Below are 17548 nucleotides of genomic sequence, written 5' to 3' on the forward strand. Positions count from 1 at the left end.
ATGGAGAATGCCAATACCATCAGATGGTTGTAGGAGGATTTTCGCTTCCCACCCTGTGTGGCGAGGCGTGTTTTCCCTAGAATTTAAGTCATTTCGACGTTCCGAATTCATTAGCATTTCTAGAATCCCGGAGACCTCATGTTCAAATTACTCAGCCTGACCTGCTGCGCTGCTGTATTAGCCAGCTCATCCATTGCCCTTGCTCAGGACGCCGCGCCAAAGCCGGAGGAGCTTCCCTTCGTTGCCGGCATGCCAGTGGGCATAGTGGACAGGGAGGGCGCGCATACTCCGGCCTCTGATAATGTGAAGGTCTTTGGCGCCATCGTCAGTGCAGAAAGCTGCTCCTATGACGAGACGAGGAATTTGGTTATTGCGGTGAACCGTGGTGCGCCACAGAACCGTTTCCCGAATGATGGTTTCGTCTCGCTCATCAATCACGACGGGTCCGTCCACACCCCGCGCTGGATCGGCGCCAACCGCAACGGCCTCACTCTCAATGAGCCGTTCGGCAGCGACATCCATGAGGGCATTCTCTATCTCGCTGATAGCGATGGCGGCACCGCCGAGGACGATCCACGCACAGCCGTGATCCGCAAGTTTGACATTGCGACCGGCGCGCCCGTCGGCGAAGTGCCAGTGGCTGGTGTCGCTTGGCTCAATGACATTGAAGTGGCCAGTGACGGTACGATCTACGGGTCAGACACCGGCATGGGCCCAGCGGGTACGCCACAGCGCATTTTCAAGGTTACACCAGAAGGTGAAACCAGCGTATTCCTCGAAGGCGCGCCACTGGCCCTGCCCAATGGCGTCGGCATCGACAATGACGGAAACATCGTGATCGCCAATATGGGTGATGACGCTGTTCTGACCTTCTCCGTCGATGGCGAACTGCTCAACACGGAAAAAGCGGCGCAGCCAGGCAGCGATGGCCTCGTTATCATGGCTGACGGCACCAAATATGTGAGCAGCGTCATGCAAGGCGGGATCTCGAAGATGGTGCCAGGCGCTGAAGCTGAGCTGATCGCAACCGGCATCCCGAGCGCAGCCTCCATGTGCTACGATGCTGAAGCCAATCAGCTGGTTGTTCCGCTCAACAACAACAACGGCTTGGCATTTGTGCCACTGAGCTAACATCCGGCTTTTGAGTGTCCCAAACTGAGCGCCGCATTGGTACAGCGCTCAGGGATGGCCAGACACTTCATCGGTTAAAAGAAAAGGCGGCCTCAAGGGCCGCCTTTTCCATTTTGCTTATTCTGCTGGCTGCAAGGCAGCTGGCTTTTCGGAAGCGGGTGGTGTTGCCACAACTTCACCAGACAGCGCCTTATTCATCTGCTCAACGTCCAGCTCGCCTTCCCAACGGGCCACGACCAGACACGCAACGGCATTGCCGGTGAGGTTGGTCAGTGCGCGGCATTCGGACATGAAGCGGTCGATGCCGAGGATCAGCGCCATGCCTGCGATTGGCACGGATGGAATAACCGAGAGGGTTGCCGCCAGGGTAATGAAGCCCGCGCCAGTGATGCCTGCAGCGCCCTTCGAGCTCAACATCGCCACCAACAGCAGGATGATCTGATCCCAAAGCGAGAGCTCAATGCCAGTCGCCTGCGCGATGAACAGCGCCGCCATGGTCATGTAGATATTGGTGCCGTCGAGGTTGAAGGAGTAGCCAGTCGGGATCACCAGACCAACAACCGACTTCTTCGCACCAGCGTCTTCCATCTTCTGCATCAGAGTTGGGAGAGCAGCTTCGGAGGAAGACGTGCCGAGAACGAGCAGAAGCTCGTCCTTAATGTAGCGGATGAGGGCGAAAATGGAGAACCCATTGTACTTCGCCACTGCGCCGAGGATGACCACGACGAAGAGGAAAGAGGTCAGGTAGAAGGTGCCGACAAGCAGCGCCAGATTGGCAATGGAACCAATGCCATAGCGACCGATGGTGAAGGCCATAGCGCCGAAGGCACCGATTGGAGCGGCCTTCATCAGGATCGAAACGATCTTGAAGATTGGTGCAGTCAGGGTCTGGAACAGGTCCAGCACCGGCTTGCCACGTTCGCCAACGGCGGCGAGAGCCACACCGAACAGGATGGCGACGAACAGAACCTGCAGGATGTTGCCGTCAGCGAAGGCGCTGACCATGGTGTCGGGGATGATGCCCATCAGGAAGCCTGTGATGGTGCTATCATGCGCCTTGTCCGCATAGCCCTGCACTGCAGCCTGATCGAGCGTTGCTGGATCGATGTTGAGGCCAGCGCCGGGCTGAACCAAATTGGCAACGATAAGGCCAACGATCAGCGCCAGGGTAGAGAAGGTGAGGAAGTAGATCATCGCCTTGCCAACGACCTTACCAACCTTGCTCAGATCGCTCATGCCAGCAATGCCTGTGGCAACGGTGAGGAAGATCACCGGCGCAATGATCATCTTCACCAGCTTGATGAAGGCATCGCCGAGAGGCTTCATTTCTGTGCCGATGGCCGGCCAGAAGTGGCCGAGCAAAATACCGACAACGATTGCGAAGATCACCTGCACATAGAGGTGCTTGTAGAGAGGTATCTTTGGGGCAGAAGAGTCTGCCATTGAATGGGGCATCATGGTCTCACTCCCGTAGGGGGGCCGCAGTTGCGCGGCTCGTTGTGCTCCCACTCCTTTCGCAACTAGTGTGCCAGTTACCGACTTCACCCCTATCTCTCTGATAAACCGTCACAAAACTTCCAAAGAACTGCCACATTACGCGAGTTTGTGCGTAAATCCACACATCGTGAATTGCAGTTTGTGCGAAAATCCGCACAAGGATGCGCATGGATTTTTCTCTCAAACGCATAGTCCGCGGCCCGCTTTTGCAATGGGCATTTTTGGGCGCTGTGCTGCTGGCCCTAGGCGGGGTGGCGCTGACTGTCGGCGCCTATGTTGGTGAGGCGGAAGCGGACGCCGAGGTGCTCGAGCGTGGAGACGCAACCACACAATTGCAGGTGTCGGCGCTGCTCGCAGAACTCGATAAACAGCGCGCGGTCCGCTTTCTGGTGGCCCGGGACGCCGACGTCATCGCTACCCTCAATAACGGTCAGCCATTGGCCGTCGCGGGGCTAAACCAGAAGCTGAGAACGCTCGCTGAAGGCGCTGGGGCGAGTGTGATCTATGTGATCAATGTCGCCGGCGACACCATTGCGGCGAGCAATTTCGACACTGACGAGAGCTTTGTCGGGAACAACTACCAGTATCGCGCCTATTTCCGCGATGCGATGTCGGGCGGCACGGGCCAGCTTTTCGCCATGGGAGCGACCAGCCGTGTTCCCGGGCTTTATGTGTCCGAGCGCATTGAGGGACCCGATGGCACGCTGGGCGTGGCCGTTGTCAAAATTGACTTTAGATTGCTCGAGACCCTCTGGGCGCCGGGGAATGCTGCCACTTACGTGACAGATGCCAGAGACGTCGTGCTGCTCTCAAGTGTGCCGAATTGGCAGTTTTACGCCGCCGAGACGAAGAGCGCGGCTGAAGTCGCGGGATTGCGACAAAGCTTGCAGTATCTCTCTGCGCCTTTGCGGCCCCTGCCCATTGCGTCTCATGAAGGGCGCACGGATGTCGTTGAGGCCCTCATTCCACCCCACGAGACGCCACATCAGTTTGCCCGGGTGCAGATTGCGGTCCCGACAACGGATTGGCAGCTCTCCGCACTCTTTCCAGTAGAAGCTGAGCGGGCGGCGGCGATCACCACCACGCGCTCCAATGCCTTGCTGGTCCTGGCCGCGGGGGCGGCTTTGGCCGCTCTGGCCTTGGCTTTACTGCAACGGTCGGACCGGGTCGGGCGGCGCATGGCCGATCAGCACCACGCATTGGAGCTTGCCGTCGAGACGCGCACAGCCGATTTGGCCGCGACCAACCACGCTCTGGTGGAAGTGATCAACGAACGCGACACAGCCGAGTTGAACGCGGCTCGATTGAGAGATGAGCTTACCCAAGCCAATCGCCTCGCATCACTAGGGCAAATTGCGGCCGGTGTGGCGCATGAAATCAACCAGCCATTGGGTGCCATCCGCGCCTATGCGGACAATGGGCAGGTCTTTCTACAGCGCAGTGCCAATGCCGAAGCGCTGGAGAATTTTGGGGCGATTTCGCGCCTCACGGACCGCATTACCAAGATCACCGAACACCTTCGCGATTTTTCACGGAAGGGTGGACGGAACGCGGTAATGATGGATCTGCGCAGTGCCGTGGACGCGGCGCTGAGCCTATTGGGCGCGAACATTCGGCATCAGAATGTGCGGATCGACTACACGCGGCCGCAGACAGATGTGCCGATTTTTGCAGATGAGACCGGGGTCGAACAGATCATCGTCAACCTCATCCAGAACGCCCTAGAGGCTCTTGAGGGGCGAGCGAACAAAGCCATATTCATCGCCTTTTCGAGTGAGCCCGGAAGCGTAAACCTGCGGGTGACGGACAACGGACCTGGGGTTTCGCCGGACATGGCAGAACGCATATTCACCCCGTTTTCGACCAGCAAGGCGAAGGGGCTCGGACTTGGGCTCGTGATCAGCCAAGACCTCGCACAGAGCTTTGGCGCGAGCCTGCTTCTAGACCCCAACACAGCATCCGGCGCGAGCTTTGTGCTCCGTTTTCCGAGACCGACCCCATGACCAAAACCATCGCCCTGATTGATGATGATGCCGATTTTCGCACGGCAACAGCGCAAAGCCTGACGCTGGCTGGCTTTGACGTTTTGCAGTTCGGCTCGGCGGAAGACGCCCTCAAGCAGATCGACAGCCAGTTCGCGGGTGTGGTGGTCAGCGACATTCGCATGCCGAAGATGAGCGGGTTTGATCTGTTCACCCAAATTGGCGCTATCGACGCCGCTCTGCCGGTGATCCTCATCACAGGGCATGGCGACATCGATATGGCTGTGCGCGCGGTGCAGGCCGGGGCTTACGATTTCATCGCCAAGCCCATGCCACCGCAGAGACTCATTCTCACTGTCGAAAATGCCCTCGAAAAACGCCGCCTGACACTCGAAAATCGTCGCCTCAAGACAGCGTTGATTGAGACCGAGGATAGCCTGCCTCTGCTGGGGCAAACGCCGGTGATGGAACGCTTGCGTCGGACGCTCAAGCAAATCGCTAATGCTGATGTCGATGTGCTGATTTTGGGCGAAACCGGGTCTGGCAAAGAAGTCGTGGCCAGCGCCCTGCATCAATGGAGCCGCAGATCGGTCAACGAATTCGTGCCCATTAACTGCGGCGCACTGCCCGAGAGCGTCATCGAGAGCGAGCTTTTTGGCCATGAGATCGGCGCTTTTACCGGCGCTGCCAAGCAACGTATTGGCCGGCTCGAACACTCGTCTGGCGGCACGCTGTTCCTCGACGAACTCGAAAGCATGCCACTGGCGACGCAAGTGAAGTTTCTGCGCGTTTTAGAGGTGCGCCGGATCAGCCCGCTTGGCACCAATAAAATCCGCGACTTGGATTTACGCGTCGTTGCGGCGTCGAAAGTGGATTTGGCAGAGGCCTCGCGACGCGGCGAGTTCCGCGAAGACCTGTTCTATCGCCTTAATGTGGTGAGCGTTTCCATCCCCCCACTGCGTGAACGCAGAGACGACATCCCACTGCTCTTTACGCACTTCCTCAATCGGGCGGCGAAGCGGTTCAAGGTTGAAGCCCCGGAGGTCGATAGCGTGCTCTACGATTTCCTGATGATGCATGACTGGCCGGGCAATGTGCGCGAATTGGGCCATTTCGCTGAACGGTTTGTGCTCGGTCTAGAAGAAGATCAACCGGCTCAACCTGAAACTGCCGCCCGGCTGCCCCTGCCCGAGCGTTTGGCGCGAACCGAGGCCGAGATTTTGCGCCAAACCCTCAAGATGCACGCAGGCGATGTGGCTGCCTGTTTGGCCGATCTCGGTATTCCGCGAAAGACCTTTTACGACAAGCTCAAGCGCCACGGCATTACCCGCGCGGACGCGTGAGACCTCGGCACGACGTCACCGTCCAACGACGGAAACGTCTGCCCTCGCTCAAGAACCTTTCGCACAGCATCAAAACTTAAAGATATAAAGATATCTTTATATGGATTGACGTTCGGTTGAATGTGATCGATAGTACGCAGGCCTAGGTTCTTCAGCCGTTCGCTGTAACGCGTTGAAGCTAAGAGGGAAGTTGGTGCCTCGTTTCAACGAGAAAGCCAATGCTGCCCCCGCAACTGTAAGTGGCGAGCTGACATCCAAAGTGTCACTGGGGTTATCCCTGGGAAGACGGATGGAGGCTTTGACCCACGAGCCAGGAGACCTGCCTGTGGCGAGATAACGTTCACGGGCGGGGTGTCCCAGTGTGCCGTAGCAAAGGTCGCTGCGCGGCCAGCCTTGCTATGCATTCGCGATGCCTTGCCCCCACACTTGGGGCAAACCTGTCCCAAACAGAATTAACCGCCGCCATCCGTGGCGCAGCTTTGCTTCCGTTCCCGCTGTGGGCACGGGCGTGAGACGGCACCGGTAACGGCCCAGGACGGCTTTTCGCAAAGCCAGCGCAACAGACAGTTTGGGGCAGATAAGACGATGACCAAAACCATAGAGTTCTCAATTCGCAGCATTGATTTTGACGAAAACTATGTTCCTGCCGACAACACCCGCCTGACGACCAATTTCGCCAATCTGGCACGCGGGGAAACGCGCCAGCAAAATCTGCGCAACGCGCTGAGCATGATCAACAACCGCTTCAACAGCCTAATCCATTGGGACAATGAGAGCGGTGACCGATACGCTGTCCGGCTCAAGATCATTTCCATCGATCTCAACATAGCCGACCAGAGCACGAAGACGGCGTTTCCGCTGATCGAAATGCTCCAAACTGAAATCCACGACACGCTCACCGATGCCCTTATCCCGGGCGTGACCGGCAACAGCCTCTCGTCCTATGTGCGCGACTATGATTTCAGCGTGGTGTTGGCGGCGCATAAGGCGAGCGGCGTAGGCACGAGCGTGCCCGTCGACTTTGGCGATCTGCACGGCGATCTCTTCAAGAGCCTGCTGAACTCAGACGTCTACAAGACGCACTTCCGCAAACCACCCGTGATTTGCATCAGCGCATCGAGCAGCAAAATCTACGAGCAGACCGGGAATGCGCATCCCGTGCTTGGCGTTGAATATCGTCAAAACGACTTTTCGCTCACCGACAGCTATTTCCTCAAGACCGGCCTCAAACCGCGCTTCTTCATGCCACCCAACAGTTCAGCGCCGTTTGCCTTCTACTTCACCGGCGATCTGGCGAACGATTACTCCAACCTCGAACTGGCCAGCACGATTGCCACGATGGAGACCTTCCAGCGCATCTATCGCCCGGAAATCTACAACGCCAACTCAGTCGCTGGTCGGCGCTATCAGCCGAGTTTGAACCATCAGGATTATTCGCTGACCCAAGTGGTCTACGACCGCGAAGAACGCAGCCGGCTGGGCGTTGACCAAGGAAAGTTTGCCAAAGAGCAGCTTATCGAGCCCTTCCAGCACGTCCTCAGCCAATGGGCGCGCGAAAACGCACATCGCTAAGCCCCAGAAAATCGAGACATTCCCATGACAAAACTCCTCCCCACCTCGACAGCTGGCAGCTTGCCGAAACCTTCGTGGCTGGCGCAGCCAGAAACCCTTTGGTCGCCTTGGAAACTGGAAGGCGCAGGCCTTTTGGAAGGCAAGCAAGACGCTCTGCGGTTGTCGCTGCACGAGCAGCAGCTTGCGGGCCTCGACATTGTTGGCGATGGCGAACAGACCCGCCAGCATTTCGTCACCACTTTCATCGAACACCTTTCGGGCGTTGACTTTGAGAAGCGGGAAACAGTCCGCATACGCAATCGCTACGACGCCAGTGTCCCCACGGTGGTGAGCGCTGTCAGCCGCGACAAGCCTGTGTTCGTGGAAGACGCCAAATTCTTGCGCCAGCAAACCACGCAGAAGATCAAATGGGCCCTGCCCGGCCCGATGACCATGATCGATACGCTCTATGACGCCCACTACAAGAGCCGCGAAAAACTCGCCTGGGAGTTTGCGAAAATCCTCAATGAGGAAGCAAGAGAGTTGGAAGCGGCTGGCGTGGACATCATCCAGTTCGACGAGCCAGCGTTCAATGTCTTCTTTGATGAGGTCAATGAATGGGGCGTCGCCGCGCTCGAACGCGCCATTAAAGGGCTCAAGTGCAAGACTGCCGTTCACATCTGCTATGGCTATGGCATTAAGGCCAATACCGATTGGAAAAAGACGCTGGGCCAAGAGTGGCGTCAGTATGAGCAGGTATTCCCAAAGCTGCAGAAGTCAAACATCGATATGGTCTCGCTGGAGTGCCAGAACTCGCATGTGCCGATGGATTTGATCGAACTTTTGCGCGGCAAAGATGTGATGGTGGGCGCAATCGATGTGGCAAGCACCACAATCGAAACGCCTGAGCAAGTCGCCGACACCCTTCGCAAGGCTTTGCAGTTTGTCGACGCCGACAAGCTTTACCCCTGCACCAATTGCGGCCTCGCGCCACTGTCGCGCGACGTCGCTCGCGGCAAGCTCAGCGCCCTCAGTGCGGGCGCAGCCATCGTGCGCTTAGAGCTTACATCCTAAAGCGCTCAGCCTTCGCGTGGCGGCCCGCCGCCGCCACGTCCTTGCCGCAGATATCTTCGCGCTGGTTGCCAAATCGACCCGCAAAAATTCTGCAAACATCACGACGCGGCGCGAAAACCGCGCGGCGATCGCTGGCCCCTTTTTGACTAAGAGACTGCCATGGGCACGATAGACCTTCGCTCCACCACCGTCGACAAAACCACGTTCCGCAACGGCATGGCACGCCTGGGGTCCGCCGTGAACGTCGTCACCACCCTGTTTGAAGGACAAGACTACGGCTTCACCGCTTCGGCCGTGTGCAGCGTCAGCGATACGCCAGCAACACTGCTGGTGTGCATCAACCGGGCGAGTTCGTGCTTCAAGGCGTTCGAAAATGCCGGCCAATTTTGCGTCAACACCCTATCGCCAGGACAAGAAGATTTCTCGCGTCGTTTCGGTGGCGGCACGCCAATGAGCGAAAGGTTCGCGACTGGCGACTGGCACCGTGGGCAGAGTGGAGCGCCGATTTTGGCCAATGCGGCGGTAAGCTTTGAATGCGAATTGGCAAGCTATGTCGACGAAGCAACGCACCGCATCCTATTTGGCCGCGTCATTTCCGTGCGAGAAAATAACCGGCCGGGCACCTTGCTCTATTGCAACAGGGAATATCTAAACGGGTGAGGGACGGCGGAGGCGTCTGGGCATGGGAGCTGACCTGTAAATCCCGTTGATGTCGTCTTACTTGACGAGACGTGCCCCCGATAGCGGGCCATCTGCCAGACGCTTTTCCGGGTATATGCGCGCCGTAGTGGTCGGATGGCGGTGTCCAAGCTCAGCTTGGCAACGAGCCGCTTCCGGTTGAGTTTTCTTACTCGAACTAGCGCGAGCACTTCCTTTCCGAGGGCATCAGCCCGGCGATGGTCCTCGACCTGCTTCAAAGTGAACGCGATCTGCGCCTCGGTAGACATAGGACATCACGCTTCAACTGATAAGGGAAACAGCCAGAGCAGGCCTCGGGGTCGTGATTGGGGAGTAAACTGGTTAGTCGAGCCCCAATCCTTGATCATCGAAAAACCGTACGCTTTCAGCATCCACGTCGAGAGCAAGGCTTTCGCCGCGCTGTAGCGGCCGGTCGCCGTCTAGAACGGCAAGCCATGTACTTCCGGTGGGAAGTTCTAAGTTCACCACGGTCTCATTGCCTAACCGCTCCACCAACCCGATCCGACCAACAATCGCACCCGACTGCGCCTGTTTCAAATCGTGTGGCCTAATTCCAAGGGTGAGCTTGTCGCCCGGCTTTAGTCCAACCGTCTCGCGACGAACGGTCAATCGAACGATGTCTTGCCCGCTCACTGTGACACTCGCCCCATCAACTTTTTCAACCGTGACAGGTGTGAAGTTCATCTTTGGCGACCCGATGAAGCCAGCTACAAAGAGGTTCGCTGGCTTTTTGTATAGCTCGATTGGTGAGCCAACCTGCTGAACAACGCCCCCGTCAAGAACGACGATTTTGTCGGCCAAGGTCATCGCCTCAACCTGATCGTGGGTGACGTAAATCATTGTAGCGCCGAGATCTTTGTGCAACTTAGCCAGCTCCATGCGCATGTCGACCCGCAGCGCAGCATCGAGATTGCTGAGAGGCTCATCGAACAGAAACACTTCTGGCTGACGCACGATCGCCCGGCCTATGGCGACGCGCTGTCGTTGACCACCTGATAGCTGGCTGGGCTTACGATCGAGCAGATGCTCCATTTGCAGAATGCGGGCCGTTTCACGGATCTTCTTGTCACGTATATCTTTCGGCACACCTGCGAGCTTCAGACCAAAGCCGACATTGTTGTAGACCGTCATGTGCGGATAGAGCGCGTAGGATTGGAATACCATGGCGATACCACGGTCGCGTGGTTCGACGTCGTTGACGACACGATCGCCAATGACAAGTTCGCCGCCGGTGATTTCCTCTAGGCCCGCGATCATGCGCAGAAGCGTAGATTTCCCGCAGCCGGACGGCCCTACGAAGACGACGAACTCACCATGTTCAATGTCCAAATCCACGCCCTTGATAACTTCAAGACCACCATAGCTTTTGCGCAGTTGTGTGAGTTTTAAACTGGACATGGCGTTATCCTTTAACGGCGCCTGCGGTCATCCCGGCAACGATCTGACGATTGAAGAACAAGAAGACCAGAAGGGGTGGAATGGTGATCAGCAGAATATTCGTGAAGAGCAGGTTGAAAGCCGTGTTGAACTGGCTTTGGAAATTGTAGAGCGTCAGCTGCACCGTCGCATTTCCATTGCCCGGCAGGTAGTAAAGCGGGTTGGTGAAGTCGTTGAAGATGCCAACGGACTGCACCACAATATTGGTGACGGTAACGGGCCAGAGCAGCGGCAGGATCACCCGGAAGAACACGTCTAACGGGCGGGCGCCGTCTATGATCGCAGCCTCATCCAGATCGCGCGGGATGGTCGAAACAAAGGCTCGATAGAGCATGATCGAAAACGGCAGATTGTAGGCCACTTCAATCAGGATCATGCCGTGTAGAGTGCCGAAGAGTTTTAGCCCCTGCAGCAACCAAATCGTTGGGACGACTGCGGGTGGGATCATCAGCCCAGCAAGAATGAGAAACTCAACGAGGCCATTCCAACGCGATTTGCGCCGGGCCAAGACGTAACCGACCATAGCCGCGAAAACGACCAGGAGCGTCACGCTCAACACGGTGATGATGGATGAATTGATGAAGGCGGTGATCATCATCCAATTGCGCGTTTTCACCACTTCCATGACATTGTCGAACAAGTGGAAGCCATTGGGCCAAGAGAAGTCGCGCAGCGCGGATTGTTTGCGATCCTTCATTGCCATCAGAACGATGAAAACAAAGGGGATGACAAAAACCACGAAAGTGGCAGCAATAGCGGCTATGCCGCCGATGAGTGGGGCGCGCGATTTCATTCGTGTCCCTGCTTACGATTGAGGAACATGGTGAGCGGCACGACCAGAACGGCGATCAGGATAAAGAGGACCACATTGCCCGCCGTCGAAAGGCCGTAGAAACCGGCTTGGTATTGCTTGTAAATGACTGAGGCGATGGTATCGGAGGCAAAGCCCGGACCACCTTTGGTCATCGCCCAGATGAGGTCGAAGGTTCTCAACCCGCTGATAAAGCTCAGGGTAATGACCGTCACTGTGGCCGGACGGGATAGCGGCAAAGTCACGTAAAAGAAGTTCTGCAGCTTCGTGCCGCCATCGATCCGAGCGGCCTCATAGTAGTCGCGCGGAATGGCAACGAGACCTGCGATAAAAATGACCGTGGCAAGACCCACGCCTTTCCAGACATCAACGAGTGCGACGGAGAACAGGGCAAGCTTAGGGTCGACAAGCCAACCTGGGCCTTTAACGCCAAACACGGCCAGGGCCTGATTTATCATGCCCGTTGTTGGGTGCATGAGAACAGTAAAGGTGATGCCAACGCCGACGGTCGACACCAACACCGGGAAGAAGACAACAGAGCGGAGATAGCCACGGGCCACGATCTGGCTAGTCAGCAGGACTGCCAGAAGCATGCCGATGACCACCTTCAAGCCGGAGGTAATGACGGCATAGACGACCGTGTTGACCAGCCCCTGAACGAGAAAAGGCTCTCTAAAAAACTGGGCGAAATTGTCGAGGCCGATGAAGGTGGCATCAAACAAAGTCCAACGTGTCAGGCTGAAATAGAGCGACGCAAAAGTGGGGGCAAGAAAGAAGATCGTATAGATAATAGCAGCAGGCAGCAGGAACCATGCGGGATAAGCCGCCTGCTTTCTGTGCTTGCGCGTGTACGGTTGAGCGAAAGCCATGCCACCCTCAGCAGAAGAGTGTTCCGGGAGCGACGCCCCCGGAACAGACCTATGGATTACCAGCCAGCGAGGCCGAGCTGGAGCGCCTGCTTACGGACGTCTTCGTCGTAGAGCGCGGCACCATCGGCGGCATTGCGAATGCCCGAACCCACTTCAACCGTGATTTGCTCAAGCGCAGGACCTTTGACCGGCGAGAGGAACTCGAGCGCCGGAGCGTTCTGGCCACCTTCTTGGTAGTAGGGCAACATGTCGGCGACTGCAGGCGGCACGTCAGCGGGGAGTTCACAGCCAGCAACCATGTATGGGCCGGTTGCGCCGATGGCATCATTGCGCACCGAGCAGCCCTCTGGGCTCACAACGAAGGCAAGGAACGCTTTAGCCAGTTCAGGATTTGCGGCGTTCTTCGAGATGTAGATAGAATCCGGCATCCAGGTAGTCAGACCATTGCTGTCCGCGCTATCACCGGGCTGCGCAAAGAAGCCAACGTCGTTGATATGTTCCGGAACGGTTTCCGCAATAGCACCGATGGCAAAGGTCAGCATTGGGTAATGCGCGCCTTCGCCCGTGGCGATCATGCGAACACCGTCAGTATAGGTGGCGGCACCAAAATCGGCGTTGAGATAGCCAGCTTCGTAAACTTCCTGCAGCTTTTCAAAGCCACGCGTCGCTGCGGGACTGGTTGCAAACTTCGCCTTGTTCGCAGTGTAGTTATCCGCAAAGTCCGGCTCGGCGGCCAAGACGTTGAAGAAGTCAGCGAGGACGAAGAGCTGGCTCGACCAGGTATCACCATAGGTCTGGATCACAGCTGTTTTGCCAGCGGCCTTGATCTTCTCATTATTGGCCATGAACTCAGCCCAAGTCTTGGGGATTTCGAGGCCAAGTTCAGCGTAAATAGGCTTGTTGTAGAGAATGCCGCCGCCCATAGCGGGAGCGAATGGCGCGCCATAGACCTCACCACCAGCCGACACTACGGACTTAAAACTGTCCTGAACTCCAGCCTGGAACGGCTCATTGGTCAACGGCATCAGGTTTTGCGTCGGGTTAATCGCTTGGAATAGCGAGCCCGAGTTGTAGAAGAACACATCGGCCATAGCGCTCGTTGCAAGGCGGGTCTTGACGATGTTGTCGCCTTCACTGCCACCCGGGCGAACCTCCATATCGATGGTTACGCCGGGGTTCTTTGCCGTAAAGGCCTCAATCCAAGCTTCGGCAGCCGCCAGAGACTGGGGACCGTTATCGACTAGGAAAGTGAGCGTTCCGGTAGGCTGCGCCTGAACGGCCGTCGCCAACAGGAACATTCCCAGCGTGCTGGCTCCCAACATGGCACCAAGTTTCGTCTTCATTTGGTTTCCTCCTCCCAAGGATCCTTTTTGGACCTTTTTCGATCCGACACGCTTATGGCGTGTTGGCGTTCACTGGCTTCTCCGCAATCACGTCGCGCGACGGCGGGTCGTAAGTGAAAGTGATGGTGTGCGGACCTGACGATAGTGGAGCCTCCCTGGCCTCTATCCCCTGCCCGTCCAAAATTACGTCGTGATAGTCGTGCGCTAACACCAGTAGTCCCCGGCTCCCCTCAGGAACTTCGATGTCGTATCGCACGCTCGTGCCGTTGATTTCCCATTGGGCCGCGATGCGCCCAGACGGACTGTCATGATGAGCGCGAACAGGTGACAATTCGGGCAGGATGAGCGGCTCGAAAACGATCGTCTTAAACCCAGGCTCTCGCGCGTCTGGACGGAAGCCGGCCACGCCTTCCAGCAGCCACTGGCAAACGGACCCATAGGCATAGTGATTGTAGGAGTTCATCTGCGGGTTGTAGATCGACCCATCGGGCTGGATAGCATCCCACCGCTCCCAAATAGTGGTTGCCCCCATCTTCACTTGATAAAGCCAGCCGGGCACATCCTCCTGCAGGAAAACGTCGCGCGCCAGCGCCCACTCGCCGATCTTGATTAACGCGGGTAGCAGTGCCGGCGTACCAATGAAGCCGGTTCCAATGCGACGCTCGCTCCGCAATATGGTGTTACGGAAATACTGTTTTGCCGCCTCGTATTTCGCCTCTGGGATGAGGTCATGAACGATGGCCAGCGCGTAGGATGTTTGGTCATCGTAGGCGAGACGGCCTGAGGGCGTGATGAACTCAAGCGCAAAAGCGGCCTTCACCTCGTCCGCTATCTTTCGCATCCGCTGAGCGATGGCACGATCACCGACAAGGTCAGCAATCTGAGAAACCTGAGCTGCTGCAATATAGAGGTAAATCGTTGCGGCGGCGTCATCGCCGATTGTTGGAAGCGGCTTAGCACTCGGCCCTTTGGGCTGCAGCCAATCGCCAAAACTAAATCCCCGAGCGCCCCATTCTCGTGGTGGGCTGACAATCGGGCCATCGCTGATTGACCAAACAAAATCCACCCACTTGACCATCGCGGGGAGAGTTTCAGCCAAAATCTCCGTATCCCCGAAGTGAAGATACATCTGCCACGGAACTTGGTAGATGGCATCGCCCCACCCGGTCGATCCGAAGAAGCCCGGATAATGCTCGTCGTTTTGACGCGTGGGATCTGGGCACACATGTGGGATCGCGCCATCAGCGCGCTGATCAGCGACAAGATCACGTATCCACTTGCGGAAGAAACCTTGTGCATCTGCAAGATAGCAAGCGGTGCCAGCAAAGACCTGAGCGTCACCGGTCCAACCGAGGCGCTCGTCCCGCTGCGGACAGTCTGTCGGCACTTCGATGAAATTCGCGCGTTGAGACCAAATCGTGTTGAGGAAGAGACGGTCCACCATTGGATTGGCCGATGTGAAGCTCGACTTAACCTCAGTGACCGACGACATCGGCACGGAAACGATGTCGAGGACCTTCGCCGCCCCTTCTATCGTTACGCGAGCATAGCGGTAGCCTTGGAAGGTGAAGTATGGGCGATAATGTTCCTCGCCAGACCCTGCCAGAATATATTCGATACGGGCTTCGGCAGTGCGATAGTTGCCGTTATAAAAATGGCCGTCCTGATCCAGCACCTCGCCATGATCCACGCGGATACGAGCACCGGCCTCACCAGAAACCGTGAACGCGACGTTGCCTCCGGCGTTCTGACCAAAATCGTAGACGGTCGCACCATCTGCCTCGATCCATGATCTGACAACTGCTAGGGGCTCCATTTCCCTGACAGGGGTCGTCTCATGCGCAACCAGGATCGCAGGATCGAACGGCAAGGCGCTTGACCCTGCGGTCACCTTGGGCGCTACCCGCGCGTCAAAAATCTCACCAAAGTATATTCCGGACTTAAGGACAGGCAGCTCACCGCTTTCCCACGTAGCATCGGTGGAGAGAATAACCGCACCGTCCTGCGATAGCTCCGCGATCGCGGCGATCTTGTCGCCCCAAGTGTTGATAATGGGGTACTCACCCCACATGAGCTGCGAGCGGTACCAGCCGTCGCCCAACCAGATCTCGACCCGGTTATCTCCCGGGATAAGCAATTCCGTGACATCGTAAGTTTGGTAGCTCAAGCGCTTGTCATAGACCGTCCAGCCTGGCGTCAGGAGATCCTGGCCGACGCGCTGCCCGTTGATAAAGGCCCGGTAAAGACCCAAGGCACTGATGCGCAACAGCGTCGTGCCACCAGTTGCCGAAACCGAAAATGTCTTAGCGATGAAACTCGCACCTGTACCCACACCTTGGTCACAATCAGGCCGGACCATTTCGGCGGTCCAAATATGGTGATCGGCCTCAGAAATCTGGGCATGCAAATTCGATGCGTGGTCCACGCCTTTTCCTCCCTAAGAACATGTCGCTATAGCGATCTTGTAGAATGTTCTACGTGCATCGTTCTACGAAATTGTAGGTTTGGCAATATGCAATTATAGATAATGTCACGCGGCACCGGGCTGCTTAGAGCCGCGCGAGTTATTCCATGGCATCCAATGCGTTAGGACAGACTGATAATGGCAAAACAGGACACATCGTCTGCTCGTGTGACCATTAAAGACGTTGCTTCGGACGCAGGCGTCTCCGTGGCTGCAGTTTCAAAAGTCCTTCGGGATGCTTATGGCGTCTCAGAAAACTTGCGCACCAAAGTCCGCGCGTCGATGGAAAAGCTGGGGTACAGGCCGCTTGCTGCCGCACGCGGGATGAGAGGGCAAACTTATACGCTGGGCGTTGTCCTGCCAGACCTCCGCAATCCATTCTTTGCTGACATCATGGTCGGCATGAACAATGCGCTAGAGCGCACTCAATACCGGGTGATGATGGGCCTGAGCCAATCGGACGAAGCCTTAGAAATGACGGTTGTGGAGTCGATGGTAGACCGTCAGATGGACGGTATTATTCTGGTCGGCTCTACGGAAAGCCGAACCAATTTGGACTATATCGCCAGCAAAAAACCTATGGTGGCAATTGGTCATCACGACCCTGACGCCAAGCATTTCGACACCGTCAACAATTTTGATCAGCAGGGAGGGCTTTTAGCCGTCAAACATCTCGCGGCAGCCGGTTACAAGCGGATCGCTATGCTGAGCATGATGACCGGCACATCAACCATCATTTCAGAACGCGAAATGGGCTACCGACGCGGCATGATGGAGGCTGGTCTGGGAAAAAACATTTCCATCGTCCCGTGCTCACAGGTGATGCGTGACGTGCAGCTCGCTACCAGGCGAATGTTACTCGGGCCAAACAGAGCCGACGCAATTTTTTGCTGGACCGATTTCATCGCCCTTGAGGTCATCAGTGTGGCGACCGAACTGGGTCTACGGATCCCAGAGGACGTCGGCATCGTCGGCTATGACAACACCATGTACTGCGACTTCGCTCAAAACAGTCTCTCGAGCATCGACCAATCGGGGGAACTCCTCGGCCTGCAAGCAGCACGCCTTGTTGTCGAGCGTATCAAGGGGCGTGTCGAGGCGGAGCACTTTGTTGTGCCACCCCGGCTGGTTGCCCGGAGAAGTTCGACGCGTCAGTAACGCATCCGACCCAGTGCGCAAGAGAGCATGTCCGATAAATCGCACTCCGCAAGAGGTAGTCTGCTGACCACGTTGCGGACGAGTTCCCTATGTCAAAAAACTGCCAATGCGCACCGGGCGGCTCCGACAACCTGCGAGGCGCGCTTGCCTCATCGCACTCTCGAAAACACTTAGGTGTTTCGGGTAAAG

13 protein-coding genes and 1 riboswitch are annotated in these 17548 nt (G+C 56.9%); of the genes, 7 read left to right on the plus strand and 6 right to left on the minus strand.

Going from position 1 to position 17548, the window contains the following annotated elements; all coding sequences use genetic code 11:
- Positions 1–138: 138 nt before the first annotated feature.
- A complete protein-coding gene (locus tag JHL21_RS16730; RefSeq protein WP_200214781.1) occupies positions 139–1131 on the plus strand; it encodes an SMP-30/gluconolactonase/LRE family protein in 993 nt (330 codons plus the stop codon).
- Positions 1132–1248: 117 nt separating this feature from the next.
- On the opposite strand, the gene JHL21_RS16735 is transcribed toward JHL21_RS16730, so the two are convergent.
- Positions 1249–2589, minus strand: coding sequence for a dicarboxylate/amino acid:cation symporter (locus tag JHL21_RS16735; protein ID WP_302052419.1), 1341 nt, complete (start codon positions 2587–2589; stop codon positions 1249–1251).
- Positions 2590–2795: 206 nt separating this feature from the next.
- Here JHL21_RS16735 and JHL21_RS16740 point away from each other — a divergent pair, with 206 nt between their 5' ends.
- The 5 genes from JHL21_RS16740 to JHL21_RS16760 all read left to right on the plus strand — a co-directional run bounded on the left by JHL21_RS16740 (position 2796) and on the right by JHL21_RS16760 (position 9238).
- The gene (locus JHL21_RS16740) at positions 2796–4631 is read left to right on the plus strand and encodes an ATP-binding protein (RefSeq protein WP_200214783.1); all 1836 of its coding nucleotides are present in this window, start codon (positions 2796–2798) and stop codon (positions 4629–4631) included.
- On the plus strand, positions 4628–5953 hold the full coding sequence (locus tag JHL21_RS16745) for a sigma-54 dependent transcriptional regulator (protein WP_200214784.1): 1326 nt from the start codon (positions 4628–4630) through the stop codon (positions 5951–5953). The genes JHL21_RS16740 and JHL21_RS16745 overlap by 4 nt, the downstream gene beginning before the upstream one ends.
- Before the next feature lie 127 nt (positions 5954–6080).
- Positions 6081–6295: riboswitch (cobalamin riboswitch) on the plus strand.
- Positions 6296–6538: 243 nt separating this feature from the next.
- Positions 6539–7525 (plus strand): putative oxygenase MesX, encoded by a 987-nt coding sequence (locus tag JHL21_RS16750; protein WP_200214786.1) that lies wholly within the window; start codon positions 6539–6541, stop codon positions 7523–7525.
- A 24-nt stretch (positions 7526–7549) separates the two neighbouring features.
- Entirely contained in the window at positions 7550–8578 is a 1029-nt protein-coding gene (locus tag JHL21_RS16755; protein ID WP_200214788.1) for a methionine synthase, read from the plus strand.
- A gap of 159 nt (positions 8579–8737) precedes the next feature.
- Entirely contained in the window at positions 8738–9238 is a 501-nt protein-coding gene (locus JHL21_RS16760) for a flavin reductase (protein ID WP_200214789.1), read from the plus strand.
- Between the two features lie 360 nt (positions 9239–9598).
- Here JHL21_RS16760 and JHL21_RS16765 read toward each other — a convergent pair whose 3' ends face one another.
- The 5 genes from JHL21_RS16765 to JHL21_RS16785 form a co-directional block, all read right to left on the minus strand.
- Positions 9599–10675 carry an ABC transporter ATP-binding protein gene (locus JHL21_RS16765; protein WP_200214791.1) on the minus strand — a complete coding sequence of 359 codons (1077 nt, stop codon included), beginning with the start codon at positions 10673–10675 and terminating at the stop codon, positions 9599–9601.
- Between the two features lie 4 nt (positions 10676–10679).
- Positions 10680–11507 carry a carbohydrate ABC transporter permease gene (locus JHL21_RS16770; protein WP_200214793.1) on the minus strand — a complete coding sequence of 276 codons (828 nt, stop codon included), beginning with the start codon at positions 11505–11507 and terminating at the stop codon, positions 10680–10682.
- Positions 11504–12394, minus strand: coding sequence for a carbohydrate ABC transporter permease (locus tag JHL21_RS16775; protein ID WP_200214795.1), 891 nt, complete (start codon positions 12392–12394; stop codon positions 11504–11506). Before JHL21_RS16775 ends, JHL21_RS16770 begins: the two co-directional genes overlap by 4 nt.
- Positions 12395–12450: 56 nt before the next feature.
- Positions 12451–13692, minus strand: coding sequence for an extracellular solute-binding protein (locus JHL21_RS16780; RefSeq protein ID WP_248306068.1), 1242 nt, complete (start codon positions 13690–13692; stop codon positions 12451–12453).
- Positions 13693–13789: 97 nt separating this feature from the next.
- Entirely contained in the window at positions 13790–16096 is a 2307-nt protein-coding gene (locus JHL21_RS16785; RefSeq protein WP_200214859.1) for an alpha-L-rhamnosidase, read from the minus strand.
- A gap of 243 nt (positions 16097–16339) precedes the next feature.
- On the opposite strand from JHL21_RS16785, the gene JHL21_RS16790 reads away from it, so the two are divergent.
- Positions 16340–17359, plus strand: coding sequence for a LacI family DNA-binding transcriptional regulator (locus tag JHL21_RS16790; RefSeq protein WP_200214797.1), 1020 nt, complete (start codon positions 16340–16342; stop codon positions 17357–17359).
- The last annotated feature ends 189 nt before the right edge of the window (positions 17360–17548 follow it).

It is taken from the genome of Devosia sp. WQ 349K1 (genome assembly GCF_016595685.1).
In the GTDB taxonomy this organism is placed as follows: domain Bacteria; phylum Pseudomonadota; class Alphaproteobacteria; order Rhizobiales; family Devosiaceae; genus Devosia.